Genomic DNA, 25,688 nt, shown 5'->3' with positions numbered 1-25,688 from the left:
TACTCCAGTTCCTCATGTATGAACAAATTTCATTGGATGAGTGTACTTTGCATTTGCTTCATTAGCGACTTTCTAGGTGGTAGAGCTTCAGATAATCAATTCGATAATCATCCGATAAACAGTGGATTCTTGGCAGGAACAGGGTTACGTCCGGTAAGAAGATCCAGTCGATCCACAGCGTGAACAAGGTCTACGGAAGGCAGGTTTAAGATACACTCACGTTCACGCAGAATATTTTGCACCGGTTGAGATCGGTTACGTATTCCAAGCATAAATGACTGATTTAGCGACCATGCAGATGAAATAGGAGCCAAATTTACCGAATGATCCTCGTTTAGCGTGCTGATTAGTACGACTGGCATTCCAAAATAGAAAATTTTCGGTTCTACAATTTTATGCATGGATAAGCTCCTTCACATTCCATTTTTCTCATTGATTATAACAAGGGAGCACTTTCGAAATCTTGTGGTCTTATATAAAAATCTTAGGGATTGTCTTCTCAGCATTTTTGTTCAAAACTAAAATTTTGGCGGTCATTATAATTGATGTAAAGTATCTACATATTCAATAAATCTTTTAGCTGCTGGGGAAATATGATGATCCTCTCTCCACTTCAATCCTATTTCCCAGTACCATCCTTCATCAAGGATAGGGATCCAGACCAATTCATCTAACATCAAACCCAGCGTCTTAGGCAGTACTGATACACCTAGGCCCGATTTTATAAAACCGGCTACAGTGATCAGGTCCTCCGCTTCATAAGCCGAAGCAAGAAAAAATCCCGTATGTCGGAACCGGGATATAATTGTTGCTTTTAATCCACAGTTATTTTTCAATCCAATAAACGGCTCGCCAGACAGCTCTGCCAAACTAAGTGCGCTAGAATCTGCATAACGATGTTGGGAGGAAACAACAATGTATAAAGGAACATTTTGAATAGTCTTCCAGTGATGATTATCCATAGTAGATTCCCTCGATGTAATCATAATATCCGAAAAACCTTGCTCCAGATGGTCGTCAATATCTCCTAAGTTCCCTTGTGTCAATTCGAACCGAACTTTGGGATACTTCAATTGATAACTCCGGATTAGGCTAGGGATCAATTCAACCCCGAGAATGTTTAGATAAGACAACGTAATCACACCCGTATCCGGATTGGACCACTCTTCGATTTCCCTTAGGCCATTTTCAATATTTTGTAGAGCTCGACCAATCCATTTAGAGAACATTGTACCGTTTCGGTTCAGCTTTATGTTTCGTCCATTTCGCTCAAATAAAGGAGCTCCTATTTCATTTTCGAGCTTGGCAATGGCATGACTTAACGCTGGCTGAGTAATACCAAGTTTTTTGGAGGCTAAGGTCATATGTTCAAGCCGTGCAACGGTCATAAAATACTCTAATTGTGTAAGTTCCATTAAAACTATCCCTCCATATATTAATATTATTCATTAATTTTATTATTATAATAAATTGGACGTTATGAAAGTGGCAAGTGTAATATTAGTTCTAGCTCCTCTCGAACAACTCATCCAGCTTTAGAGACAGAGCAATTTTAAATTAAATATTGACTACCACTACTAGGAGGAATAGTTATGCATAAACAATTTGAGTTTTCTGTATCGGAATTTGAAGGTAAAAAGGTGCTTGTAACCGGAGGAACAAAGGGAATGGGGCAAGCTGTTGTAAAAAGACTTGCAAACGGCGGAGCTACAGTCCTTACTACTGCCCGTTCCCTATCAACTGACTTACCAAATTCAGTCAAATTTGTGCAAGCAGATGTCGCCACACCTGAAGGGATAGAACAAATAATTACAGCAGTAAAAGAGCAACTTGGAGGTATCGATATTATTGTCCATTGCGTAGGTGGATCAACGACACCACCAGGAGGTGCACTTGTATTGAGTGATGAGGATTGGCTTCATACATTAAATTGGAATTTGCTCGCAGCAGTTCGACTTGATCGTGGCTTAATTCCACTTATGTTAAAAAATAAATCAGGTGTTATTCTTCATTTCACTTCCATCCAGAGACGTTTGCCTTTATATGAAACTACACTGGCTTATGCATCTGCAAAAGCCGCGCTGACTAACTATAGCAAGGGATTATCGAATGAATTTTCCCCACAAGGAATTCGCATAAATACGTTGTCTCCCGGGTTTATTCAGACAGAAGCAGCTGACGCATTAATTGATCGGATCGCAACGGAAACCGGAAGTCGAGAAAGTGCGCTTGAACAACTTATGACTTCACTCGGAGGTATTCCAATTGGTCGGCCAGGATTTCCTGAAGAAGTCGCTGAGCTGGTCGCATTTCTGGTCTCGGACCGAGCAGCTTCTATTACAGGTAGTGAATATGTCATAGATGGAGGAACTATTCCTACCGTCTAATTACGAAACTAATAAAATGAATTAATAAAGGGAGAGTATAATATGGATCTCAATCATTTACCATCTGTAATTGGCAAATACATTACTGCATCGAACAAGCCAGACCCCGCAGTGTTTGTAGATTGTTTTTCAGAGAATGCCGTTGTGTTGGATGAAGGAAAAAAGCGAAATGGCAAACAGGCGATTCGGGAATGGAGTGATCAAAACCATTTTGCGGCGAATGTAACCTTAGAGCCAACAAAAGCAAAAAAAATAGGTGATGAAATTGTGTTAACATGCAAGCTGGATGGTACTTATGACAAGACTGGACTACCCGATCCACTATTATTGAATTATCATTTTGTTATTGTTGACGATAAGATCGTCAGACTTTCCATTTTCTAAAGGCATTTAAATGGCTTGTCCGCAACGAGCTGCACTATTTGTACATGATTTGAACAAAATGCCCCCACAATGATGTATTTGATCCTGTGGGGGCATATTTAAATATTAGTTTCATTCAGATATGAGGATATCACTCACTATATTGGCATGTTTTGAATCACGGCTACCGTTCAACATTAATTAAAGGCTGTATTTTGATGTCGAAGTCAACATTAATTTTCATATTTTCCCAATATTTTAGCCATTGCTCTTCCGTTAGTTGTTTGGAAAACGGTTTAAGCGAATGTGTGCCAACTTCTAAGGGATCCACTTTCAACCGTTGCATGCTTTTTAATAATACTGACGTTTGTTCCTCAAGATATACCTCAATCTCATGAATGAAATGTTCCAATTCTTCCTCGTTTTGAATATTCTTATCTCCCTGATATTCCTCAATTCTTCCTTTCAGTACCACATGTAAAGACAAGGATGAATAGTCACTCGATAGTTTCATGCGAATATTGGATCGAACACGTCCTAAACTGGTCGATAACTTTGGAATGGCCAAGACTTTTAAGAAATGATCGTTATCCAGAAGTTGAAAAATTTCATCGCTTATGTCTTGAGTGACCATTGCTTCTTTGTCATTTCGGAACATGGCCGTTCCAACGTAATTGAAATTGTTCTTATCCGCTTGAAAAACGGGAAGAATCGGATCCTTAAGAGGAGAATATAACTTCTTCATAAATTGATGAATATTGACAATGCTCATTTCACCCTGGTTATGCTTCTCGTAATGCCTTAGCATCCGATAAAGAAAATAATCTTGGTTTTCTTGCTTCGTCAATTGATTTATTATGTATTCATCAAAATCCCCTCTAACAACCACTAAATAGACACGCATTGAAATATCGGGATCTACCAATATCGTATTGATCAGCTTTTCAATACCTTCTTCTTTTGCCAGTTTCTCATTGATTAATAATATTCGCAGCTGCCCCTGTTTCAGTTCCCGATAATAAATTAAATTAAACTCCTTGCCTCCCTGCTTTATCAGATCAACTTCCTTGGAGAGAAATCGTTTTTTTTCTTCGATGAGTGGTGGTACTAAAGTGCTGATTTTAAACTTTCCATCCGTCCCCTTGTCCACCGACCAGAAAACGACCGGAGCGATCTCTTCGATCAGATTGTTTTCGGCATATGGAGCAGAGCAGCCGGTTATCCACATAAGGCTTACAATCGCCAATAAACCATAATACTTGTATGGTATCATGCCTGCATACTCTCCTTTCGTTTAACCACAGTGAAAAGGATCGCAGGAACAAGCAAATAAATGAATGCTCCTAGCCAGATTTGAAGGTTCAGTAACATCGTTTGACCCGGAACCGTTTGCCATAACCATTGATCCATGATGATGATACTTATCAAAATGACGAACCAACTCGACAACAATCCAGTCAGTGTTGTACTTGAATTCATTTTTTTCATAAAAACTCTTGCAGCTCCATAAAAACACAACAACAGAATTGAAATGTCAAATACGTAATTAAACATATGGAAAGAGATAAGAATGTACTCGATTCGTTCTAAACCGCTCGTTTGAAGATAGCTCCCCATGTATGCTACCGGAAAGTTGATCTTGCTTAAGAAGTTGGAACCATAGAACAATACCGAAGCTATGAACAATAATGAATATTCCAAAATCGTCAGCATGTTGCCCATGACAAGATATTTGGTTATTTTTGTGTTGGAGCTTAGCCATGGAACAATAAAGGCCAAATACACTGGACCGGAAAATGCCGACCATATAAACAACAAACCCTGCCATGATTGCCCTGACCATTCGGTGGGGATTAGAGGATACAAATCGCGGTAATCTGAAATCGATGAAAAGAAAAAAGGAATAAACATGAGTAAGATCCACGCCCCGCATAGAAAGGCGATAACGACAAAACGCAATGTTTTCTCCATGCCATGTGAAGCCACAAATAAACTGATCGATAGAATAACGAGGATCAGCCACGTTTTATTCATTGATGGATAAATAAAACTATGGAGCATTTCAACGTAACCCAGAGTGATGATTGAAATTTTCAACAGTATTATCAAAAAACCAAGTATCGCGAAAATGTGAACCGCTCGTTTTCCAAAAAGCTGTACAAATCCTTGATAGCCTTTGGCTGCATAACTGGAAGCAAACCATCTGGACAGCATCATCAAATTAAGTTGAGACAGCAGCCCCAAGGCGACAATACCCCAAACCATATAGGAATGGACCAAATAAACGGGCATGATTAGAACAAAATAATGCATTTGCGTACGATTAACCAATAAAAGGAAATGGATACTGCCAAGGGTGGAGGTTTGCTTGAATAAGGATAGAGTCTTCATTTCTTCATCTTCTCCTGTCGCCATTTCTGTAATGTTTTTAGATTACTCGGACGCGTTTTCATCCAAATCAGAGGCCCGCGAATAAAGAGGTCAATCCAATCCTTCCCGTAAAAAGGAGAAAGAGGTGCCAGATAAGGTTGACCTAATGACGTTAGTGCATGGATATGCGCAAGAATCCCGATTAGCCCGACCACGATTCCTGGCAGCCCAAGAACCGATGCAAGGATAAGAAGAAACACTTGCAACAGAACCATGGATTTTGTCATTTGATAGTTGGGAACTAAAAAGAAAGCAATAGCGGATATACCCATCAAAACAATTAATACTTTACTTGCAAAGCCTGCTTCTACAGCCGCTTGTCCAATGACAATACCACCGATAACCCCTAAAGTTTGACTCGTTTTGGTCGGCATTCGCAAACTGGCTTCTTTGATGATTTCCAGCGTTACGATCATGAAAAGTCCTTCCACAAACGGAGTAAAAGGCAATTTGCTTCTCGATTCCAATAATACGAAAAGAATCGGCAGTGGAACCATTTGGTAATGAAATGTCGTTAACGCTACATAAAAAGGAATCATCGTCAAAGAAATAATAAAACTTCCATACCTCATTAAACGCAAGAAACTGGCGACTGGCCAACGCAGGAAGTAGTCTTCTGGCGATTGGAAGAGATGAAATAATGTAATGGGACAAATTAAAGCAAACGGTGAATTGGAGACCAATAAAGTCAGCTTACCTTCACCTAAGGCGTAGGCACAGGCATCCGGCCGATCCGTTTGTAGAAACTGCGGAAAGACTGTATGGTTATGATCTTCAATAAAAGCTGCAAGCTGTGCGGAGTCTAGAAACTGATCGAAATCCACACTTTCAATTTTCTTTCTTGCAATGGAAACAAATTCAGGATTAATGATTCCGTCTATGTACATTAACACAACCTTTGTTTTGCTTAGTGATCCGATAGTAAAGCTTTCTGTTTTTAATGTCGTTATAGGCAAACGTCTGCGCAGCATTGTAATGTTTTTATCGATTTGTTCGCTGAAGCTGTCTTTCGCTCCATATATGACCGTTTCCGTTTGGGAAGATTCAACTGCCCGACCAAGAGGATTCTCCAATTGTACACCTAGCCATTGATCGTTGACTGAATCGTAGAGAAGGATACATCCTTGCATTATTTTTTGCCCAGCATCTTCGAGCGATTTAACTTCCGAAACTTCGGAATTGATGATGCATGAAGAAAGCGAATTTCCGCCTGATTGATGAAGTGGCTGAATAATCGCCTCGTTTAAACGTTCTTGATCTATTAACGTTTTTATAAATATAAGATGGACTGAAGCACTCGTACCTATTTTGTGTTCAATGATTTCAGCGTCTTCCATATGGTTTAATAGTTGTTTTAAATCATCAAGCCATGTAGATTTTTGATGATTTTTCATTTGAGGCTCGTTTTTTTCAACCATGGTCTTCTCCTTTATCAAAGTAATCAAAACGGTCTAAGGTTAATATCTTGTCCTGTAATCGAAAAATCATACGACCGGCAATGTGTATACTAAGCCTCAACATGTTCGAGAATGAGATGGAAATCTGGATCAGGATTCTTTTTACTCGGTGAGAATGCATGTGATATTTTTTCAATGCATATGAAAAAACCTCAGCCGGGTTAAGTGAGCTGAGGTCAATAAATTAACGATTTATGCTTTTTTAGTTGCTACCACTGTTGGTTTGATTCCGTTGGCTTTCACATCAGGTGCTTCGAATACCCCTAATTGGGACTACTAGAGTCGCACCAAACTTCTTCATTTAATAACTTCAACCTTTTTATCCCCTGCTGACTTCGCAACCTCTAACGTTGTTTTACCTTCAATAGCGACTATCACGCCAGTAGCCAGCAAAGAAACGATTAAAGCTGCGCTGATGGTTTTCGAAATTGTCTTTTTGACCATAACCACACCTCCTAATAGTTACAATATTTAACTTAATTGGGTAATATGCCTGGTGGTTGTATTATAACGTACTGACAATGATTGTAAAAGAAGTTTTCCTTGTGTTCGAATAAATAAATTATCAGAATCGGAAAATAAATCAGATAGATTGTCTAGGCTCCCTTTGCCGCGGACTTAATACCAACTATATGTAAGGTCAGTGATTCATATAATGGGCATATAGTTGCTCGAAGGTTGTAAAACGTTTGACTTCTCTGCCGACCTTATTATATTCATCTAGATAGTCATCCATCACTTCAAGGAACTTCTCTTTCATAACTGGTAAATTGCTTGCATCAAAGTACTGCATAAGATCAAATTTCTGAGTTCCTTTCTCTACAGCCATTTCATCAAGATATCCATGTGCTCCAAAGGCGGAAAGAAAGACGTAGGGAGCATCGTTCGATATAACACTGTTCAATATTTTATTGCGGTAGTTGCACCACAATTCTTCGTATGTCCCCCTCAGATTATCAAAGGACGGAGCCGGTTTAACAATGAAGTTATCACACATCGTTCTATGCAACCTCGTAACACTGCTTAACATATTAAAAGATGCTATTCGGATATCTTCAATGGTATGAGCTTCAATGATTGACATGTATAAGGTTTCGAGATCATCCGGAACATAGCGAAACAAGCGTATCTCTTCCAAATATCGCTTAATCCCTCGTTTGATGCACGTGTTATTCATGCTGACCAAGGCATTAACTAGATTATACAAAACTTCACCAGATGCATAACGCACAGAACCGATATCTTCACCCAGCATCGTATTGCTGTATGCTTGCTTAGCCATATCGATCCATTGATTTGCGCGATTAAGACATGCTTCTCCTATCGGGTTAGCAAGTGCATCAAGCGCTTTTTGCCGGAAGTCGTTCAATTTCTCCAGATCCTCAGGTTTTGCATAGTAGAGTACTTTGAGGTCAGTTAGACTCGATACGTTGGGACTCTCCAAGGTGGATTGCTCTTGTATTCTTGAGTCCCATGGCGTGCAATAGATGTCATATCCAACGTCATCCAGGATAAAGCAATCGGATATGCCCCATCCCTTTTCTGTATTATTAATGATAATTAAATCAAGATCACTCTTCTCGTGAAAGTCCCCGGTGCTAAACGAACCGGTAAGCCCAATAATGGCGATATCGTCTAGAAAATCTCTTTTTACGCGTTCGATCACCATGTTAATGAGCAATTCATTTTTGTCCAGCAACATCTTTTTTATGTTTTCGTTCATTCATTACACCCCTTTTCATGATCCGGCCGTCCTTCATCACAACAACCTTAGCTTGAGTCTATTGATTTAGAGGTGCGGTTACTATGTATAAGTTGATTTAAATCATCTTTGAACAAAATCCGCTAAACCGTCGATAAGACGTGTTAGCGGATAGCATTAATTCTTTGTATAGACTATTTTCTTAATACTTTCACAGGACAAGAAATACCGATCCGCCAACTCCTCTATACTGACTCCATTAAGGAATAAGGATTTAATTTCAGCGTTTCGAGCAAAGACCTTACTCTTGCTCTCTGTTTTCTCGCCCCATTTTAGATGCGTCTCTTTGGGTTTGGGGATATAAACCAATTCGCCTTGAACGTATTCTTGAATGATACGTAGCAATTCTTCCGGAAAAATAGACTCGGCTTTTGAATATTTCATGGGCCTCACTCCTTATTTAATAGATCAATAAGGTGCAAAGCCAGTTAGCAGAATATTACGATTCGTCGTTGGCAATGTGATTATTGCCAGGCTCTATGCAAAGCATTGCCATATCCTTCACTGGCTTTGCATAGAGCCGTGCATGTAAGAATCCTACCCCGATTGTTTTCAATAGCCTCACCTCCATAGAAAATAGATCGCTGCTATTTGCTTATTATATCAGAGCTTGTTGTTCATTTGTATGTCTTAGGGCAGATTGACTTACGCAATATATCAAAAGGTAGGAGCAGGTAATTCATCTATTTTCATACGTAGTAAACTATAGGGTTTTTGTCGCAGGTCTTTTCCGTAATGAAATCTGGCCTGCCTATGTAATTGGTTCACAATTACATATAAGTATTGATCGGGACCAATAGAAAAAGTATCCGGCCATAAAATTCTGGGGTCATGGGCGATGGTTTCCATGATTCCATTCGGTAATATCTTGCGAATACTATCGTTTTCATAATCTCCAGCATAAACGTTTCCTTTTGCGTCCGTGATCATGCCATCCGATGCACCCTTCTCTCCCCAATACTGCACAAGATCACTTAACTTGAAATCGGGTATTGCTCTGTCTCTTAACGATTCGGTTGAGATCGAATATAGCTGGCGACTGGTTAAGGGACAATAGAATAACATTTTACCATCCGGGGAAATGGCTATACCATCAGAGGCTAATCGAAAGGGAGATGTCGAACCATCCGCGTTCCGATTCATCAAAATTTCACCTTCCACTTTCGGTACAAAATAGGGATCGGGTGAGGTTGAGCTTGCTCCATTCAACCGTCTATACGCATTTCCATTTTCTAAATTTACGACGATAATAGCGCCTGGACCATTGGAAGAAGAATCCGTAATATATGCGTAACCTGCGTTACCTACACGAAAGTCAAATCGGACATCATTCAGATATGTTGTTGGCAAGACTACATCTTCTGCAAATGTATATACTTTTCTTATTGTATTTGTTTCTAAATCTACCGCGACTAATTTTGCCCCACCTTTCATAGGCTCAGAAAAATTAGGTGCAGCCGTATCCAGTACCCATAAGGTTCCCCTTCCATCTGTAACAACACTTTGCACACTGATAAAGGACATCGTGAGATTCGAAGGATTGAACAAATTCGATTCTAAATTAGGATAAGGCTGCAGCTGACCCTCAACAATTTCCGCTACCGTAAATCTAACGTCATCTCCCCATTTCGGAAAGCAAATAAAGATACGCCCGGTTTCGGATACACTAACGCCTGTAGGCATAGGCCCATAAAAGGAATGAACGAGTTCCAACTTACCGAAATACTTTTCCATAGGTAACATAGGTTTTATGATGTCCTCCTTAACATATTTGAATAGATATTACCTATAATATGTTCCAGACTTTTTCTAATACCTGGCCCGTAATCGTCTTTTTCTACGTGTTTTTGAAAATGACCCAGACATATAAAAAAAACTTCGGCGCAAGCCGAAGCCTTTTGACGGTGATTCTCCCGTGTTTATGCGGACGACCCTACTTCAACATTAGCAAGTCTGACTCCACATGACCCGAAAAAGAAGAGATCAGCTGAGCCCATCTGTACCAAAACATTTATTGTTGGTCAGGCAGACGTAATGTATTTGCTGAAGTTTGCGCTTGATCTAAAAATTCCTCTGCTCGGGTTAATTGCTGCCTTGCTGTCTCCAACGCTTGTGAATTTGTTGCCACATCAGATTCACTTATCGAGCTTATTGCCTGATTTAAAGCCTTCTGCACCTCAGAAACCGCGTTAGATGCATGCTGTTCCAGCGTATTACCACTCGATTCAAGTGCACCTTCTGCCGGTTTTCTTGCATTTTTGGTGGCTAGATCAATTTTGTTTTTATTGGGCACAGCGAGTCCTCCTCCCTTTTGTAAACAACAATAAGTATCGGGTTAAGATTTTGTTTATATTCCTGCAAATGTATGGGAATATTCGGAGTTTCTATCTCTGGTAATCCATTTCAGTATAAGATCCGATTTGTTGGAAAATCTAACGTTGATGAAAAAGAAGGAGGTGATCAGTTTCTCCATGAACAACCCAAAACTAGCACCGCACGAATCAATGGAACTGCATGAAGCTTTAAACTTTAAAACGCTCTGCATCGCCAAGTCCAAACTGATGCAAGGTCTGGTCTTTGACCAAGAGCTAAAAGCTTTAATGCAAAAAGACGTCACTCAATCCATACAACAGATCTCCGAGCTGCAAGCCATTTACGCAAAAGCTCCTTTCCAAGCGCCTGTTCCGAGTAGTCCGACACCTATAACACATTAAGGGGAGCTCAAATGAATACCGATTATTTAGACCCGATTAACTCATTAAATATGCCGGAAATGGCAGATATGACTTTTGCCATGGACTTCCTTATTCGTGCCAAGGAAGGTGTGCGTAATTTGTCCATCGCTCTGACGGAAACGGCTTCTCCGGATGTAAGAGCCCTGCTGCACACTCAGCTTAAACAAGGGATTGCAATGCACCAGGAAATCTCGGAGCTAATGATTCGCAAAAAATGGTTCCATCCTTACGAACTAAATGAACAGTACCAACTCGACCAGCTTTCGGCGAACAACACGGTGATGATCGGGCAGATGAATCTGTTCCCGGGTGATACGTCGCGTAAAGGGATGTTTGATCGGACCCCAGACGAACATATTGGAGGACACCAAGCATGAAGGCGGTAACATATCAAGGGGTTAAAAATGTCGTGGTCAAAGAGGTGCCGGACGCGAAGATTGTGAAACCGGACGATATGATCGTAAAGATCACCAGTACCGCCATTTGCGGTTCTGATCTTCATCTGATTCACGGAATGATCCCAAACCTTCAGGAGAACTATGTCATCGGACATGAGCCGATGGGCATCGTTGAAGAAGTAGGTCCCGGCGTGACAAAAGTAAAAAAAGGCGATCGTGTGATCATTCCATTTAACATTGCATGCGGGGAATGCTTTTTTTGCAAAAATCAGCTGGAAAGCCAATGTGACAATTCCAACGAACACGGGGATATGGGCGCATATTTCGGCTACTCCGGAACGACTGGCGGATATCCTGGCGGGCAAGCCGAGTATTTACGGGTTCCGTTTGCTAATTTTACTCACTTTAAGATTCCTGAAAACTGCGAACAACCTGACGAAAAGCTAAGCCTGATCGCCGATGCCATGACCACGGCATTCTGGAGCGTAGATAACGCCGGCGTAAAAAATGGAGATACGGTCATTGTGCTCGGCTGCGGTCCGGTCGGACTTTTGGCCCAGAAATTCTGCTGGCTGAAAGGAGCTAAGCGGGTCATAGCCGTCGACTATGTGGATTACCGCTTGCAGCATGCGAAGCGAACGAACCATGTAGAAGCCGTAAACTTCGAACAGGATAAGAATATTGGGAACACGCTCAAGGAAATGACCAAAGGCGGCGCCGATGTCGTGATTGATGCAGTAGGAATGGACGGCAAGATGAGCGATCTTGAATATTTGGCAAGCGGTTTGAAACTGCAAGGTGGTACCATGAGTGCATTTATCATTGCATCTCAGGCTGTCCGCAAAGGCGGCACCATCCAGGTCACTGGGGTATACGGCGGACGTTATAACGGCTTCCCGCTCGGTGACATCATGCAGCGAAACGTGAATATCCGTTCCGGACAAGCTCCGGTCATTCACTACATGCCATATATGTACGAGTTGGTTACGTCTGGCAAAGTGGACCCTGGCGACATTGTTACACACGTAATTCCGCTCAGTGATGCCAAGCGTGGCTATGAAGTGTTTGATACCAAAACGGACAATTGTATTAAAGTTATTTTAAAGCCTTAAATATGGATAGATACATGGGAGGACAATTCGAATGAATTCCAAATACGCATTGCATGAGGTGCTCGAGGTACATGAAATTGCTGCGTTCAAGACGGTTTGCATGACTAAATCCAAGACCATGCAAGCTTTGGTAACCGACCCGGAGCTCAAGCAAATTTTGCAACAAGATGCGACATTATCACAACAGCAGCTTCAGGAGCTCGGTGGAGTGCTGACTAAAGCGACTGTATAGGAGATAACCAAATGAACCCAATATTAGAACATATGGCAGGCCTTCATACGCTAACGGATGACGTGATCGCAATGGATCTGTTGATAAACGCCAAGAGCGGAGTCAGAAATTACGCCATGGCTGTGACCGAATGTGCCACTCCCGAAATCAAGCAAATTTTGATGAAACAGCTCGATGAAGCCATTGACTCTCATGAAAAGATATCAAATTACATGGTACAGCATGGCTTATACCATCCCTACCATATTCCAGAGCAAATTCAGCTCGACCTGAAAAACATTCAAACGGCAATGAACATTCCGTCCTGACACCGTTTTTGATTTAAGCAGAGACTTCTGAGAACAAAATGTTCCTGTATTAAAAAATTCAACAATGAAAAAAAGACGGATATACTCCGCCTTTTTTTCAGCAACATCACGAAACAAACAAGCTTATACAAGCGTTCCTTTTCCTTCGTTTGTTTTGTTTTGAAGTTCATTCCGATGCGCCCATAAGAATTATCTTTTCGCTTTACGGAAGTCACTTATTTTCCATCCTTAGACTGATTACCCTCTGCAGCTCCACGACCGCGACCTCCCATGCCTCCTCGAGCATTATTTTCACCCAGTTTGGACAGGTCAACCGAAGAAGCATCAATCAGTGAATCCGAATCCTCTTTTTGTTTCTCGGTCGTGGAAGGAATATCTCCGTCCAGTTGCCCTTGTATACTTTCTGCACGCAGCGAGCCGAGTTTGGTTAATTCTGCAACAGCGTCCTCGTACTTATCATACGTAATAAACGCTGTAGGGTCTTGCTTCACATATTCGGAGATCATGTTATTCAGGCTTTGCACTTTTTCTTCAAATTTTCCGTCTGCGAAGTATCCATCTACGATCTCCTGCAAATATTCATGATACTTGGCCTTATACTCCGGCACCTCAAGGAGCTTTCCTAAAATTGGACGTTCGTCCAGACTGACCCCTGATACCGGCGTATCAATCGCCAGATTCACGACATCGGAGGCAGAACCAGCTTGAAATCCACCGAAGGCCATGTTGTAGTCCCAAGGCAACATGCTGATCTGTCCATCGTTCTCATACAGATAATAGTTATGTCCCATGTTGGACGTGTAACTGTCCATATTGACAACGACCGTGTGGGCCGCAAAATATCTCAGAACTTCGTCCACATCCACATATTTCTCCAGTTCGGTACCTGTGCTCAAGTTTTTGAGCGATTCAATGACACGCTGATAATCTTCCTCTGTTGTTTTGGTCTCAGCATTGTCGAAGATGGCGGAGTAACTGGATGATTTGTCATCGGTATACACCAATGAAACACCATTGCCGCTTCCGTCCATACCACCTGGACCACGGTTACCCTTCATACCTGCTTCTGGTAATGTATCGGCACCATCTTCTTCTGTCCCGCTGTTCATATTCGGCGGACTTGCACCATCCGGTGGCGCTATATCTTCAGTAGGAGGCTGCATATTTCCATACCCTTGTGCAAAAGGATTGCCATCGGGCCCTCCCATTCCTCCTGCCCCCATGTTGTCATCATTGTTCGGTTTGTAAAGTTCACCCTCATCATTCTTGGCTCGGGCGAGATATCCGCTGTCAATGTCTTCAACAGCCAGGTACAAACCCCAAGTCTCTCCATTTACACTAATATTGGAGAATGCGAATAAAGGTGCCTCTACGCCAATATAACTCATGATGTCATAACTCAAGTATTCCTTCATATAACTATTGTCGCTAATCATGTTGTTCACAACGAGCTTGTCCAACCCCATCCAAGTTTGATCCTTAACGTATTCATCAAACTTGATTTTGAAACTATATCGATCCGTTGTATCATCGCTAGCGACTTGCCGAAGGCTGGAGTTACCCTTTGGACGAATTCCGACGTTTTCAATCGTTGTTCCGTTAATCGTAATATTAGATGAGATGTACTGCTCCTCATTTGCATTATCCAGCATTTCTTTCCATGCCGCTTCATCCACATCAATCGAAATAGACATAACCTCAGTTTTGTTGATTTGATCTGCATACCCTACTGTCTGCGCAGTATTCTCCGTTTTGCTCTGATTATCCGTATTCGTTTGTTCCTTCTCAGTCGAATTGTTGTCCGACTCTCCATTGCCTTGATTAGTCGAGCTGCATGCTGTCAGCATTGCAGTACATAACACCGCTACACCGATATATTTGGGCCATTTGTATATACTCATTGCCATCACCTCATGATTGTTGTTGTATCTTTTGAAATGTAATCATCATAGATGGCAATTCTTAAATGAATCTGAATGAGTGGCGTCATATGGTACTCTCTAATTGAATGAACTACCAGTGAACTTAAGGCTCTAGCCTCCAAGACATCTCCCAAAAATCAAGCTCGAAGCGACTGCACATCACGAAAATATCTTTCATCCGGTGGTACGTTTCTTCGCTACAGCCTTCTAATAGCTTATCCGTTAACGTCACAAGGGATTGATTGATGCTGTTGTATTCAGAGGAAGCATATCCTGTGATCCACTCTCCATAAAAAGGATGATCAACTGCACCTGGCTTTTGGGAAAGAACTTGACCGATCTCTGCATAGCTCCATGAGCAGGCCAGAATGGATACCAGAACTTCTGCTATGCCGCCCGCATGGGAAACAGAGAGCATATAGTTAGTATAGGCTGCATTTTTCAGTGCAGGTTTCACCTGAAAAACATGATCCTCTGTAATTCCTAATCGTTCCATATAAGAACGATGAATTTTCATTTCACCATTCAGGATGTTATCTACGTTTTTACTAAAAAACTGCATCAATTTGGGGTCGTTTGACTTGACGATACCTAGTGCAAATACACGGGCATAATCGAACAGGTATAAGTAGTCTTGCAGCAAATAATAACGAAATTGTTCGACCGGTAAGGAACCATCTCCGATCCCTTTAACAAAGGGATGCTCAAGACATTCCTTCCACACAGGCTGTGCTGCCTGATATAACCGCTCTGAAATAGTCAACAGGTGTTCCTCCAATTCATAATGTATGTATTCAAAAACAAAAAAACGAAACATCCATAGGATGTTTCGCAGATAAATACACTAAAACAAGGGGGTTCGCATGAGCTACCCAAGTACAGCGTTTCATCGTTGCATCCCTACGTTGGCATGATCCAAATCAGGTAAGGTCGGTTTAACACCCTCTCAGCCAGTTAAGGCTCCCTCGCAAACGGTTGTATGTAGTTGATTACTTTCTTATCCACATAAAAGAAAAAATAACGTTCATTTAGTATATCAATGGCTGTTAAATATTGTCAATGCAGATTTATCGCCCCTCCACAACTTCGGTGACGTATGTAAACGATGAAAACCATCATAACCCTGGTTGAGTTTTATCCATTGTTATGATGGTTTTCATTCTTGCTACTACTGCAAATGGTTTAATGACCGAGTTTGTTTTTTTCGACAAAAGTGAGTATTCCGTACTGGGAAGTGTTTCTCCAACTTTCATTGGTCGTATCATTCCACTTGGCTACGTTCTGCTTGCCTCCGCCCTGGTTGTCGTTAATTTGAAGCTCGAAACCGAGAACATTTCCAACCTTTGGCGTCAGTGAATTTAACTGGATTCTGGCTTCTATGAGGTATCCTTTATTCGTTTTCTTCACAGCACTTACAAGGCGCCCGGGTGAGGCACTGCCTGCAAAGGTTGCCACATTGTCTGCACTGATTCTGAACTGGGCATCATCATATTGAAAATACGGTGTACGCCGGTGATTCTCATCCAGGAAAATCTCAACCGAATCCTGATCCCATGGGTTGATGCTATCTGTGTTAATGTTTGGATCAGTGACGTCGATCAGCAGATATAGATATTCACCTGACCACATTGCGCGAGCCACTGCCTCTGCACCTTCGCTCTGATTCAACCGTTTTACTTCAAAGGGTACAGCCTTATTCCATAAAGCGTCTTTATTCCCATCAATCTGAACAACCCCTTGCACAGCTTGTGCAGATTTGGGCATAGAGGCAAGTTGAATCACGCCGTATTTGCTTGTATCTTGTTCCTGAGATTGTGTTCGATCATTCCAGTACAGTGGATTATAAAGTTGTGTCCCACTTGCAGCGCCATCAGTCACACGGATATCCAAACCGGCTTCATATTCTGATCCGACTTGTATACCACCCCATGGAATGGACAATTCAACCGAATATCCGGTTTTTGTCTCACGTACATGATACGAACGCTGTTCCGCGCCCTCAGCTTTGCCCGACCGCTTAATGATTACGTGTCGGTCATCTGCTTCATATGAGGTGGTCTTGCCATTGTTGAGATCAACAAAGAGTTCTACTTTGTCATTCACATCTGCTTTCGTATCCTGAACATCCACAAGGATATACAGGTTACTTTGATCCCATAAAGTGCGGAAACTGGCTGATCCCGAAGAGTCGCCCTTCAGTGGAGTAGATACCGCTTTGTTCCAGAGCAGACCTTGTGACTGTTTTTTGATATCCGGTTTACCCGAAAGTGAGACGGCTCTCTGTGTCAAAACAGGCAAGCTCGATTGATCCACGAGTCCCCAGTATGCTTTTTTGGCCTTCAGGGCTGAATCAAACAGCATAGCCTGGTTGTTGTAAGACTTCTCATCTTGCAGTCCCCATAAGGTAACTGAAGAAATGTGATCTTTGTGTTTTTGATACAAATCCAACAATTCCTTATATCGATACGCCTGCTTTACCGCAACTTCATCCGACATCTCTTCACCAAATGGAATTCCGCTATCCACGTCCAGTTCCGTGATCTGAATATCCAATCCAAGTTCGACGAACATGTTGATTGTTTTTTCAATTTCCTCGATGGGCGGGGATTCCAGGTTATAGTGGGATTGCAAACCCACACCATCGATGAGTCCCTTCTCTTTCAGTCGTTTGACCAACTTATACATATGCTCTCTTTTCTCAGGGACTTCCGTGAAGTATTCGTTGTAGTATAATTTGGCATCCGGATCGGCTGCACGAGCGAATTCATAAGTTTTCTCAATGTAATCCGGACCGATTAGTTCATAAAAGGGACTTTTACGTAAACCGTTGGCATCACCATTGCTATCCGCAATCGCCTCGTTTACCACATCCCATGCATAGATCTTACCTTTGTATCGGGTCATGACGGTTTCAACGTAATCCTGAATCCGGGCAAGCAGTAATTCTCGACTGGCCGGGTTACCCTGAGGATCCTTGAGCATCCACTCTGCTGCATCAATATGCCACAACAGCGCATGTCCGCGTACACCCATACCATGCTTCTCGGCGAACTGAACATATTGATCGGCTGCCTCGAACTCATAAACACCTTCGGAAGGAGAAATGTACTTTGGTTTCATCTCATAGGTTGCGGTCAAGCTGTTAAAGTGTTTGGTGAGCAGTTGTCCATATGCGCCTTCCAACTGCCAGCGATACACTGCCGCACCAATGGGGAAATCATCTTGATACAGGTCATTCAGAGACAGAATACCTTCTTCAATCTCCAGTTGCTCTGCCAGAGTAAATGATACATCATCCACATAAAACGATAACGTATCTACGCTATCTTCAGAGATGTAGGGTGTCTCGATGAACAAATTCAATTCAGTGGGATCATCGCTATACTGAAATTTTCCGGTGATCTTGTGCCATGTATTCCAATCTGCTTTGGCAATCTTCACGCTGCCGATCGGGTTCCAGCTTTCAGCAGTTGTTTTTTTATATGTGGTGAGCTGTAGCGTTTGATTCGTGGTGGGCTCCTGGGTAAGTCTTACATATGCTGTAATTTCGTACTCTTGGTTACGCTCAAGCAGATCTTTCATGGATAACATCGGTCCATGGTAGGAACGCTCACGGTTGGCAACCAGCATACTGGACTGACCTTCGTGTGCCTCCTGCTGTATCACTGTCAGGCTTTCGCTACCGACACGTGGAGTCCATCCCTGAAGTGTACCGTCTTCAAAGTTTGTGCTCAAATGACTTTGCTCCACTTCCGTAACTGCTTGGGCTGCATGTGAGACATTCGAAAATGGAAGCATGCCGAGTACGAGCACAAGAACCAAGGCTGTTATATTCCATTGACGTAACCGTTTCATACAATTCCTCCTCTTGATTGGGTCTAAGTATTTCTGAACGGATTAACATCCAGATAAATAAATTATAGTTATTACGATAGCGATTACATATAGAAAATTCCCAATAATTATAATAAAAAGTTATCATTTGGTATTCTGAATCAAGTGAACTTCAGCTTCAGAGTTCCCCTTACGTCCCCTCTACAATGCCCATATACTCTCCCGGTCTCTGTCCCGTATTTTTACGTAATACCTTATAAAAGGTTCGGCTATTTCGCCTTCTCGACCCTTAATCGATTAATGTATGCCATAAAAATTCTCACCGGGTTCTTCTTGAACAGCTGCTATTTTCGACTACCAATCATATTAAAAATACGCATCTCTCAGAGGGTTGAGCACATTCCAGACGGCCTCCATTATGTTGAGAAACAAGAAAACTCCCAGAAGGGAATTCCCGGGAGTTTAATAATTTAACTATTATTCTCTTTAGTTTCTATCGTTTTTAGATTCTTTTGATATTCATGATTCATTTTGACAATCGCATCAGTTGTTTTGAATACCTTTGATCACTTCAACCTTTTTATCCCCTGCTGTCTTTGCCACCTCTGTCGTGGTACTGCCTTGGATAGCGACGATCACGCCGGAAGCCAGCATAGATACGATTAAAGTTGCGCTGAGAGCCTTGGAAATTTTCTTCTTGACCATAAATAGACCTCCAATATTTCATAATATTGTTCGTAAACCGATATGAGTTATGATTCAGCTTCATAGGTGAATTACAATATTTCACTTTTTTGTGTGTAATCCACCTGGTGATTGTATTATAGCGTATTGACAATGATTGTAAAAGTTTTTTGCGGAGAGACTAACTTTTCCGGTAAGCAACCTTATGAAAATCTGTGATAAAACGAAAAAGTTCCTCACCCTCATCAGACACCTGTGTGCTTCCATCCAGTGGCAACATCATTGCCTGATACGGTTCAGGTACCATTCGATATTGATGAACATAGGAGGTTAGAACAAACCCGTTATGTTGCCAAAACTGAATGCGTTTCTGATGATCCCCTGTTGTCCCGGACTCCGCCTCGATGATTATCCCTTTGATCCCGTGTTCCCTTAAAGCCCAAGTTCTGAGTTGCTTCAGCATCCAGGTTCCTATACCCGACCCGCGCAGCTTCTGTTCAATCGCAAGGTAATCGATAATCAGGATGCGTTCCGCACCCTTCCCCACCAGTCCAGTAACAGCCATGGCAACCACTTCTCCATGATGCACGCCCGTGTGTAAATAACCAATGCGCCGATCCAGCATACTGCGAAGAATTGTTTTTGTTTTGGCGCCGCTTGGAAAAGCCTCATGATAGATCCGCTCCATTCGCGCCCATAATGCTTCATCCCACGTTTCAATAGTTGTAAACTCTAATTCCAGCACTTGTTTCACCCCCAGATCTTCTTTTGGAATCCAATAAAATCCCCCCTTCTTCTCAGAAAGGAGGATACATACTAACCTTTTTAGATTAAGATCATTCTACGAAGAAAGCATCTCTATATGCTTCCTCTCATTTTATTATCTTACTCTAAAGTTGTTTGAGCATATTTGCCTATAAGAGGAGGCGCAGCACTGAACAGATATCCTAAACTCGTAAAATGTTTGAGCTCAATGCCGAGTGTGATGGTCAGATGTACTTTCGTTAACTCTTTTCCGCTTGGATATCATTCTCACTTAAAAATTTCATTAGATCATGACTCAATTGCACAATCTCATTGGTAGCACTATTCGCATAATCCGGCAACATCATATCCCTAACCATTTTCGTTCGCAGCCATATCATAAATAAAAGATCCATTAATAAATTTGGAAAAATAAGCGCCATTTTAACCATCGGTGGATCAATGGAAACGCCGGCTTTTTGTATAGCCCTGAGATACGCTTTTAAAGTGATTGTTATTTTGCGCGCCGTCTTTCCGGTTCTAGCTGTTTTTTTGTCTATCCTATTCTCAGAATGCAAAAAGCTTAACATGGCAATGTCTGTTACGGAATGGGTAATGAGATACGATTGCATATCTTGTTTAATAACGTAGGGAAGCTTTGCTGATATAAATAATTTGGTGAGGTTTTCTATGCGCTCTGTCACTACCCCATTGATTTCTCCAAATACAGTTGGCACTAAAAACTTTGGTAAAATTCGAGCATGCAATACGCCATCTTTGATCTGTCCGCCGAAGCCAGGAAAAGCGGGTACAAGTCTATCCCCTACGATATCCAGCCATGAAGAAAATCCAATTGAATTACTAGTCATCGTAACTATATTTGGGCTTTGATTATCTTTTAGCGTCAACAGCGCGGATTCGGACCGATCATAACGAACGGTGACGAAAATAAAATCGTATATGTCGTTATTTTCTATCGTATCAATGACCTTCACTTGTATTGATCTAACTTTATCTTTTTCTTCATATTGCAGGCCATGTTCTTTTAATGATGTAAATCTATTTGAATGTGCATACAAGGTAACGTCGAACCCTGCTTCCATAAGTTTTATTGCGTATATGCTCCCGATGACACCTGCACCAAAAATTAAAATCCTATCTTGTTTTGCTGACATTAAGTCCACCCCTACCTATTAACATTTCTTTTTGAGGATCAGACAACTTGTTGTATGATGTGATTATAAATTTTCAATATTCCTTGATCAACCATCAGTTTTTTATGATTTGTCGGATGATCTTATTATTCGCTAGTAGGAGGAAATATGAAAAAGCAACCCGAAATAACGGAGAAAACCAGACAAAAGTTTGTTGAAGTTTTTTGTGAGTTATACAGCCAAAAGCCGATTGAAAAAATTTCAATTCAGGAAATGGCGAACAAGGCAGGGTATAACCGCAGCACCTTTTATCAATATTTTACTGACATATACGAGTTGTTAGATTCTGTTGAAAATGACTTAATAAATGATATGAAAAATGAATTGGCTAATAAAGAGTTGTCGATCCATACGGTTCAAGAGACACTTCATTGTCTGGACAAAAGAGAACATTTCTTGCTTCTTAATGCCCTTTTGGGCGATTACGGAAGTGCCCATTTTTTAAAACGCATAAAAAAGGAAATTACTTCGGATCAATTAGCACTAAACGTTCCGCAAAACGATCTTTTAACGCCGTACTTTATTGAATTTTACTTGACAACTGCCCTTTCTTTATTTCGTCTTTGGCTCCAGCGTCATAAGGATTTATCGTCAGAAGAATTATTCAAACTAATCGAGAACCTATATACAAGAGGAATTACGCTCTATTTCAAAGAATGAGTGTTCACAAATTCAAAGACATTGTACCGATAAAATAAAAAAAGCCGCTAAAACAGCGACTTCAATGGGGAGATATTTTTGCAATCTCCATTTATGAGGCAATCTCACCTTAATTTATGATCGTCCATCATCACATTGCTCCTCTTGCACAATTCGAGCAATGTGAATCATCAAATATATTAATTCCTCGTTTGATATAGAGATATCCAGCATGTTTTGCACATACGTTTTGATTATCTCCGCGCATTTGTATTCAAGCGGCTGCTCCTTCACCATGTGTTGAAATATAAAATCTTTAGACGATTTTGCCTTTGAATGCCAACCCTTTTCCCATGACAATCATCTCTTGCCCCTGTTCATCTTTGATCAGAAGCATCATTTTGGTCATGCCTGCTTTAGCAGTAACAGCCAAACACTGCTAATATGCAATTCGTTATTGATGTAAACGTTTACTGGATCATAATATCACACAATAAATTAGTTAGCGATCACTTTATTCGACATTTTTCTGCATTTTGATATGAAAATGTTTCCCCATCTGCGACCCTGTGAATAGCTCTAAAGAATTGATATTTATTAAATTATTTCATTTAATTGCTAAATAAGTATGATATATGGTACCTTTAAATTAAATAATGATAGAATGACTATCATTATTTAATGATTTCTAATCTACATTAAAGGATGGCGAGGAGACATGCGGACTGATAACAGATCGATCGTTATTCATCAGGTATCTAATTTAGAGACACCTGAAGAACTTTGGAATCCATATGCTTATTATGAGGACATGCTGGAGAATCACCCCATTTATTTTGACGAGGAGCAGCAGGTATGGAATCTGTATCGTTATGATGATGTCAATTCCGTTCTAACAGACTGGAAACGGTTCTCCAGTGTACGTAAACGGAGTGTATCCCCGGTTCCACCGGTAGTTACCCGAGTGGACATCAATTCTGTAGATCCCCCTGTTCAACGTGATATTAGAAAGTTAGTCTCTAGCGCCTTCACCCCACGTCAGTTAAAAACCTGGGAGCCTCAAATCGCGGCTATCGTTGATGAGTTAATGCTTGAGATGAAGGCAAAAGATGATGTGGACATCGTTCGAGACCTAGGGGTTCCACTTCCTGTTACTGTCATTGCCGATCTTCTTGGGGTAGAGAGGCAACACCGGGCACAGATCAAAGCCTGGTCTGACATGTTATTTTTCCCCAATGCCACAGGTAACAAGCAGGAGCAGATGAATGCGAAGTATGCGGCTATGCAAGAATTTAACGAATTTTTGCTTCCCATTGTTCAGCAGAAGAGAAAGCATCCTGTCGAGGACATTATTTCCGATCTCACACTTGCCGAGCTGGATGGGGATCAACTGACCGATGAAGAGGTTGTTACCTTTAGCTTGGGTCTGCTTGCTGCTGGGAACGAAACTACGACCAACATGATAAACAGCCTGTTCTACAGTTTTATGTATGATCAACCCGGAATCTATCAGGATATTGCCGCAGATCCAGAGCTGATAGAAAATACCGTTGAAGAATCGTTAAGGTATCGTTTTCCAACGACACTTGATCGTGTGGTAGTAGAGGATACAGACATCCTGGGCGTGCCTATGAAAAAAGGAGACGTTGTGTTAACCTGGCTGGGTGCAGCCAACAATGACCCTAGACATTTTCCCGAACCTTCCCGCTTTGATATCTACCGTCCTAACAGCAATCGTCATCTCGCCTTCGGCAAAGGACCCCACTTTTGTCTGGGTGCTCCATTGGCCAGGCTAGAGGGCCAACTGGTGCTTAGAGGCTTTACGAATCACTTTTCCAATATTACTGCAAAAATCAAATTTGAAGCGGCAAGCCAGCTCTACCCGGGTACACAGACTCTTCAAAACCTGCCGGCCATCTTAACACCCAAGCTTCTTTGAACTAATTGTATCAACATAAAAATGCCCTTACACACAAGTGATTGGCTGTGTGTAAGGGCAACTTTAGGTTATTATGCCTTTCTTCTATCTTCAAGCTCTCTAATAATGGTTGGATATTCCTTGTCCAGCTTGTTTTTATAAAGGAATACTGCAAGAAGAATGAATACAATAATCGGGACATATATATTCAACGCAATGATGGCCTGCTTGGCTCCTTCTCCTTGGGTTGTGGCTTGTTCAACATATCCTCCCAGTGCGAGGAACCATCCAATCATAGCTGTACCAATGGCTGTGCCTACTTTTGAACCGAAACCGATGACACTATTCGTCAAACCAACGAGTCTTTTGTTAAATTTCCATTCACCGTATTCAATCGTGTCTGTAACCAGTGCTCCACCTACTGCCATGAGTGGAATCGTACCAAGCGTTTGGAAGATGGAACAGATCAGACCCAATGTAATACTCTCTGGAGCGACTAACCGAACGACTGCTCCGAGGAGTCCGACAATAATACCGCCAAGGGCCGTGGCACGCTTGCCGTAACGTTTAATGAAAGGTCCGGATAAGGAAAATCCGATAATAACGGGAATCAAACCAATAGCGCCCATGATGCCGATCAGGCTGACATTGCCCCAAATGTACTTGGCATAATAACTTCCTGCTGCTACACCCAGAGCAAACAAAATGTTGGCTAGAGTCATTACGAAGAACATGTACACCCAGTATTTATTGGCAAAAAGCAATTTCAGTCCTTCACGAATCGGCGTTTTATCCTGAAACATGCCAAGCTCATCCAATTGAACATTGTTGTACTTTTCCTTATTGGACAGGAATGAAATGAAAATCCCGATTGCTGCAACACCAGCAAAAATGGCTGCGAGCAACGTCCAGTCACTTCTGCTATTCCCCATGGCTGTAACGACTGGAACAAATGCAACCGCTACAACCATACCTGCCAGATACCCGCTACTTGAACGGATAATACCCATTAAGGAACGCTCGTAACTGTTACGGGTCGTTAACGCCATCAAGCTGGTATAAGGAATCGAGGTTGGAGTAAACACCAAAATGTAGAACACCAGATTTGTAATAATCGCATATATTATTTTGCCTGTGGAACTTATATCCGGCACGGAAAACATTAAGAATAATGAGATGAACATGGGAATGGTCATCCATAACAACCAAGGCCGGGCCTGCCCATACTTGGTTTTGGTCCGATCCACAAGTACACCCATCCCGATGTCTGCAAACGCATCCAAAACTTTGGTTAGTAGCATTACTGTACCGACTACAGCGGCAGAAACGCCAACGACATCCGTATAATAATACGTGATCAAACCCAACAATCCACTTGAAATGTTTAACCCGAACTGTCCCATTGAATCACCAATTAATCTCTTCGTTGGTATCTCCCGGGGTGGCTGAGTCGGCGTATTATCTACTTTAATATGCTGCTCATTCACTGCAACTCCCATAACACTCGCCTCCGTTACTCTTCATGTTGAAATTCTCTTCTTCTATACTT

General features: G+C 41.6%; 27 protein-coding genes, 1 pseudogene and 1 riboswitch. Of the genes and pseudogenes, 9 read left to right on the top strand and 19 right to left on the bottom strand.

Annotation, left to right across the window (positions count from 1 at the left end; all coding sequences use genetic code 11):
- Window positions 1–128 precede the first annotated feature (128 nt).
- Window positions 129–401, bottom strand: a pseudogene (locus ACE3K2_RS11715) (flavin reductase family protein); the annotation flags it as partial.
- Window positions 402–536: 135 nt separating this feature from the next.
- Window positions 537–1,415: a LysR family transcriptional regulator gene (locus ACE3K2_RS11710; RefSeq protein WP_421889962.1), complete on the bottom strand. Its 879-nt coding sequence runs from the start codon at window positions 1,413–1,415 to the stop codon at window positions 537–539.
- Window positions 1,416–1,592: 177 nt separating this feature from the next.
- Here ACE3K2_RS11710 and ACE3K2_RS11705 point away from each other — a divergent pair, with 177 nt between their 5' ends.
- Window positions 1,593–2,387, top strand: a complete 795-nt coding sequence (locus ACE3K2_RS11705) for an SDR family oxidoreductase (RefSeq protein WP_339296880.1) — start codon at window positions 1,593–1,595, stop codon at window positions 2,385–2,387.
- 42 nt (window positions 2,388–2,429) lie between these two features.
- Entirely contained in the window at window positions 2,430–2,771 is a 342-nt protein-coding gene (locus ACE3K2_RS11700) for a nuclear transport factor 2 family protein (RefSeq protein ID WP_421889960.1), read from the top strand.
- Window positions 2,772–2,934: 163 nt separating this feature from the next.
- Here ACE3K2_RS11700 and ACE3K2_RS11695 read toward each other — a convergent pair whose 3' ends face one another.
- The 8 genes from ACE3K2_RS11695 to ACE3K2_RS11660 form a co-directional block, all read right to left on the bottom strand.
- A complete protein-coding gene (locus ACE3K2_RS11695; protein WP_421889958.1) occupies window positions 2,935–4,023 on the bottom strand; it encodes a Ger(x)C family spore germination C-terminal domain-containing protein in 1,089 nt (362 codons plus the stop codon).
- Window positions 4,020–5,165: a GerAB/ArcD/ProY family transporter gene (locus tag ACE3K2_RS11690; RefSeq protein ID WP_339296877.1), complete on the bottom strand. Its 1,146-nt coding sequence runs from the start codon at window positions 5,163–5,165 to the stop codon at window positions 4,020–4,022. The genes ACE3K2_RS11695 and ACE3K2_RS11690 overlap by 4 nt, the downstream gene beginning before the upstream one ends.
- The gene (locus tag ACE3K2_RS11685; protein ID WP_421889956.1) at window positions 5,138–6,598 is read right to left on the bottom strand and encodes a spore germination protein; all 1,461 of its coding nucleotides are present in this window, start codon (window positions 6,596–6,598) and stop codon (window positions 5,138–5,140) included. Before ACE3K2_RS11685 ends, ACE3K2_RS11690 begins: the two co-directional genes overlap by 28 nt.
- Before the next feature lie 336 nt (window positions 6,599–6,934).
- The gene (locus ACE3K2_RS11680) at window positions 6,935–7,081 is read right to left on the bottom strand and encodes a hypothetical protein (protein WP_339296875.1); all 147 of its coding nucleotides are present in this window, start codon (window positions 7,079–7,081) and stop codon (window positions 6,935–6,937) included.
- A 196-nt stretch (window positions 7,082–7,277) separates the two neighbouring features.
- The gene (locus ACE3K2_RS11675; protein ID WP_421889954.1) at window positions 7,278–8,360 is read right to left on the bottom strand and encodes a nucleotidyltransferase domain-containing protein; all 1,083 of its coding nucleotides are present in this window, start codon (window positions 8,358–8,360) and stop codon (window positions 7,278–7,280) included.
- A gap of 156 nt (window positions 8,361–8,516) precedes the next feature.
- On the bottom strand, window positions 8,517–8,783 hold the full coding sequence (locus ACE3K2_RS11670; protein WP_421889952.1) for a CD3324 family protein: 267 nt from the start codon (window positions 8,781–8,783) through the stop codon (window positions 8,517–8,519).
- Between the two features lie 273 nt (window positions 8,784–9,056).
- The gene (locus ACE3K2_RS11665) at window positions 9,057–10,151 is read right to left on the bottom strand and encodes an L-dopachrome tautomerase-related protein (protein WP_339301808.1); all 1,095 of its coding nucleotides are present in this window, start codon (window positions 10,149–10,151) and stop codon (window positions 9,057–9,059) included.
- A 259-nt stretch (window positions 10,152–10,410) separates the two neighbouring features.
- Window positions 10,411–10,692 carry a hypothetical protein gene (locus ACE3K2_RS11660; RefSeq protein WP_339296872.1) on the bottom strand — a complete coding sequence of 94 codons (282 nt, stop codon included), beginning with the start codon at window positions 10,690–10,692 and terminating at the stop codon, window positions 10,411–10,413.
- 178 nt (window positions 10,693–10,870) lie between these two features.
- On the opposite strand from ACE3K2_RS11660, the gene ACE3K2_RS11655 reads away from it, so the two are divergent.
- From ACE3K2_RS11655 to ACE3K2_RS11635, 5 genes are read left to right on the top strand one after another with little or no spacing between them, the layout of a single operon-like run.
- Window positions 10,871–11,113: a spore gernimation protein GerQ gene (locus ACE3K2_RS11655; protein WP_339296871.1), complete on the top strand. Its 243-nt coding sequence runs from the start codon at window positions 10,871–10,873 to the stop codon at window positions 11,111–11,113.
- Between the two features lie 11 nt (window positions 11,114–11,124).
- Window positions 11,125–11,511: a spore coat protein gene (locus tag ACE3K2_RS11650; RefSeq protein WP_339296870.1), complete on the top strand. Its 387-nt coding sequence runs from the start codon at window positions 11,125–11,127 to the stop codon at window positions 11,509–11,511.
- The gene (locus ACE3K2_RS11645) at window positions 11,508–12,644 is read left to right on the top strand and encodes a zinc-dependent alcohol dehydrogenase (protein ID WP_421889950.1); all 1,137 of its coding nucleotides are present in this window, start codon (window positions 11,508–11,510) and stop codon (window positions 12,642–12,644) included. The genes ACE3K2_RS11650 and ACE3K2_RS11645 overlap by 4 nt, the downstream gene beginning before the upstream one ends.
- Window positions 12,645–12,675: 31 nt before the next feature.
- The gene (locus ACE3K2_RS11640) at window positions 12,676–12,876 is read left to right on the top strand and encodes a hypothetical protein (protein WP_339296868.1); all 201 of its coding nucleotides are present in this window, start codon (window positions 12,676–12,678) and stop codon (window positions 12,874–12,876) included.
- Window positions 12,877–12,887: 11 nt separating this feature from the next.
- A complete protein-coding gene (locus ACE3K2_RS11635; protein WP_339296867.1) occupies window positions 12,888–13,184 on the top strand; it encodes a spore coat protein in 297 nt (98 codons plus the stop codon).
- A 215-nt stretch (window positions 13,185–13,399) separates the two neighbouring features.
- Here the strand turns inward: ACE3K2_RS11635 and ACE3K2_RS11630 are convergent, their stop codons facing one another.
- The 6 genes from ACE3K2_RS11630 to ACE3K2_RS11605 form a co-directional block, all read right to left on the bottom strand.
- Window positions 13,400–15,085 (bottom strand): CotH kinase family protein, encoded by a 1,686-nt coding sequence (locus ACE3K2_RS11630; protein WP_421889948.1) that lies wholly within the window; start codon window positions 15,083–15,085, stop codon window positions 13,400–13,402.
- A gap of 124 nt (window positions 15,086–15,209) precedes the next feature.
- A complete protein-coding gene (gene tenA, locus ACE3K2_RS11625; protein WP_421889946.1) occupies window positions 15,210–15,869 on the bottom strand; it encodes a thiaminase II in 660 nt (219 codons plus the stop codon).
- A 116-nt stretch (window positions 15,870–15,985) separates the two neighbouring features.
- A riboswitch (TPP riboswitch) is annotated at window positions 15,986–16,083 on the bottom strand.
- Between the two features lie 205 nt (window positions 16,084–16,288).
- On the bottom strand, window positions 16,289–18,961 hold the full coding sequence (locus ACE3K2_RS11620) for an endo-1,4-beta-xylanase (protein ID WP_421889944.1): 2,673 nt from the start codon (window positions 18,959–18,961) through the stop codon (window positions 16,289–16,291).
- Between the two features lie 522 nt (window positions 18,962–19,483).
- Window positions 19,484–19,645 carry a hypothetical protein gene (locus tag ACE3K2_RS11615; protein ID WP_421889942.1) on the bottom strand — a complete coding sequence of 54 codons (162 nt, stop codon included), beginning with the start codon at window positions 19,643–19,645 and terminating at the stop codon, window positions 19,484–19,486.
- A gap of 160 nt (window positions 19,646–19,805) precedes the next feature.
- Window positions 19,806–20,369, bottom strand: coding sequence for a GNAT family N-acetyltransferase (locus ACE3K2_RS11610; protein ID WP_421889940.1), 564 nt, complete (start codon window positions 20,367–20,369; stop codon window positions 19,806–19,808).
- 259 nt (window positions 20,370–20,628) lie between these two features.
- Complete coding sequence (locus tag ACE3K2_RS11605; protein WP_421889938.1) at window positions 20,629–21,543, bottom strand: ketopantoate reductase family protein; 915 nt, start codon at window positions 21,541–21,543, stop codon at window positions 20,629–20,631.
- A 147-nt stretch (window positions 21,544–21,690) separates the two neighbouring features.
- On the opposite strand from ACE3K2_RS11605, the gene ACE3K2_RS11600 reads away from it, so the two are divergent.
- Window positions 21,691–22,242 carry a TetR/AcrR family transcriptional regulator gene (locus tag ACE3K2_RS11600; RefSeq protein WP_421889936.1) on the top strand — a complete coding sequence of 184 codons (552 nt, stop codon included), beginning with the start codon at window positions 21,691–21,693 and terminating at the stop codon, window positions 22,240–22,242.
- A 114-nt stretch (window positions 22,243–22,356) separates the two neighbouring features.
- Here the strand turns inward: ACE3K2_RS11600 and ACE3K2_RS11595 are convergent, their stop codons facing one another.
- A complete protein-coding gene (locus ACE3K2_RS11595) occupies window positions 22,357–22,518 on the bottom strand; it encodes a PRD domain-containing protein (RefSeq protein WP_421889934.1) in 162 nt (53 codons plus the stop codon).
- A 19-nt stretch (window positions 22,519–22,537) separates the two neighbouring features.
- Window positions 22,538–22,654 carry a CAT RNA binding domain-containing protein gene (locus tag ACE3K2_RS11590; protein WP_421889932.1) on the bottom strand — a complete coding sequence of 39 codons (117 nt, stop codon included), beginning with the start codon at window positions 22,652–22,654 and terminating at the stop codon, window positions 22,538–22,540.
- A gap of 285 nt (window positions 22,655–22,939) precedes the next feature.
- Between ACE3K2_RS11590 and ACE3K2_RS11585 the strand changes: the two genes are divergently transcribed.
- On the top strand, window positions 22,940–24,160 hold the full coding sequence (locus tag ACE3K2_RS11585) for a cytochrome P450 (RefSeq protein ID WP_421889930.1): 1,221 nt from the start codon (window positions 22,940–22,942) through the stop codon (window positions 24,158–24,160).
- Window positions 24,161–24,231: 71 nt separating this feature from the next.
- Here the strand turns inward: ACE3K2_RS11585 and ACE3K2_RS11580 are convergent, their stop codons facing one another.
- Window positions 24,232–25,638 (bottom strand): MFS transporter, encoded by a 1,407-nt coding sequence (locus ACE3K2_RS11580; protein WP_421889929.1) that lies wholly within the window; start codon window positions 25,636–25,638, stop codon window positions 24,232–24,234.
- Window positions 25,639–25,688: the final 50 nt, after the last annotated feature.

It is taken from the genome of Paenibacillus sp. (genome assembly GCF_048976745.1).
In the GTDB taxonomy this organism is placed as follows: domain Bacteria; phylum Bacillota; class Bacilli; order Paenibacillales; family Paenibacillaceae; genus Paenibacillus.
Note: the sequence above shows the minus strand (reverse complement) of the source record. Positions and strands in the feature narration are given on the sequence as shown.

Coding starts and splice junctions, on each gene's coding strand:
- ACE3K2_RS11690 (WP_339296877.1), bottom strand. CDS start 5,165: ATGGCGACAGGAGAAGATGAAGAAATGAAGACTCTATCCTTATTCAAG.
- ACE3K2_RS11635 (WP_339296867.1), top strand. CDS start 12,888: ATGAACCCAATATTAGAACATATGGCAGGCCTTCATACGCTAACGGAT.
- ACE3K2_RS11585 (WP_421889930.1), top strand. CDS start 22,940: ATGCGGACTGATAACAGATCGATCGTTATTCATCAGGTATCTAATTTA.
- ACE3K2_RS11695 (WP_421889958.1), bottom strand. CDS start 4,023: ATGATACCATACAAGTATTATGGTTTATTGGCGATTGTAAGCCTTATG.
- ACE3K2_RS11700 (WP_421889960.1), top strand. CDS start 2,430: ATGGATCTCAATCATTTACCATCTGTAATTGGCAAATACATTACTGCA.
- ACE3K2_RS11630 (WP_421889948.1), bottom strand. CDS start 15,085: ATGAGTATATACAAATGGCCCAAATATATCGGTGTAGCGGTGTTATGT.
- ACE3K2_RS11650 (WP_339296870.1), top strand. CDS start 11,125: ATGAATACCGATTATTTAGACCCGATTAACTCATTAAATATGCCGGAA.
- ACE3K2_RS11580 (WP_421889929.1), bottom strand. CDS start 25,638: ATGGGAGTTGCAGTGAATGAGCAGCATATTAAAGTAGATAATACGCCG.
- ACE3K2_RS11685 (WP_421889956.1), bottom strand. CDS start 6,598: ATGGTTGAAAAAAACGAGCCTCAAATGAAAAATCATCAAAAATCTACA.
- ACE3K2_RS11680 (WP_339296875.1), bottom strand. CDS start 7,081: ATGGTCAAAAAGACAATTTCGAAAACCATCAGCGCAGCTTTAATCGTT.
- ACE3K2_RS11705 (WP_339296880.1), top strand. CDS start 1,593: ATGCATAAACAATTTGAGTTTTCTGTATCGGAATTTGAAGGTAAAAAG.
- ACE3K2_RS11595 (WP_421889934.1), bottom strand. CDS start 22,518: ATGGTGAAGGAGCAGCCGCTTGAATACAAATGCGCGGAGATAATCAAA.
- ACE3K2_RS11670 (WP_421889952.1), bottom strand. CDS start 8,783: ATGAAATATTCAAAAGCCGAGTCTATTTTTCCGGAAGAATTGCTACGT.
- ACE3K2_RS11615 (WP_421889942.1), bottom strand. CDS start 19,645: ATGGTCAAGAAGAAAATTTCCAAGGCTCTCAGCGCAACTTTAATCGTA.
- ACE3K2_RS11675 (WP_421889954.1), bottom strand. CDS start 8,360: ATGAACGAAAACATAAAAAAGATGTTGCTGGACAAAAATGAATTGCTC.
- ACE3K2_RS11620 (WP_421889944.1), bottom strand. CDS start 18,961: ATGAAACGGTTACGTCAATGGAATATAACAGCCTTGGTTCTTGTGCTC.
- ACE3K2_RS11600 (WP_421889936.1), top strand. CDS start 21,691: ATGAAAAAGCAACCCGAAATAACGGAGAAAACCAGACAAAAGTTTGTT.
- ACE3K2_RS11640 (WP_339296868.1), top strand. CDS start 12,676: ATGAATTCCAAATACGCATTGCATGAGGTGCTCGAGGTACATGAAATT.
- ACE3K2_RS11655 (WP_339296871.1), top strand. CDS start 10,871: ATGAACAACCCAAAACTAGCACCGCACGAATCAATGGAACTGCATGAA.
- ACE3K2_RS11710 (WP_421889962.1), bottom strand. CDS start 1,415: ATGGAACTTACACAATTAGAGTATTTTATGACCGTTGCACGGCTTGAA.
- ACE3K2_RS11605 (WP_421889938.1), bottom strand. CDS start 21,543: ATGTCAGCAAAACAAGATAGGATTTTAATTTTTGGTGCAGGTGTCATC.
- ACE3K2_RS11645 (WP_421889950.1), top strand. CDS start 11,508: ATGAAGGCGGTAACATATCAAGGGGTTAAAAATGTCGTGGTCAAAGAG.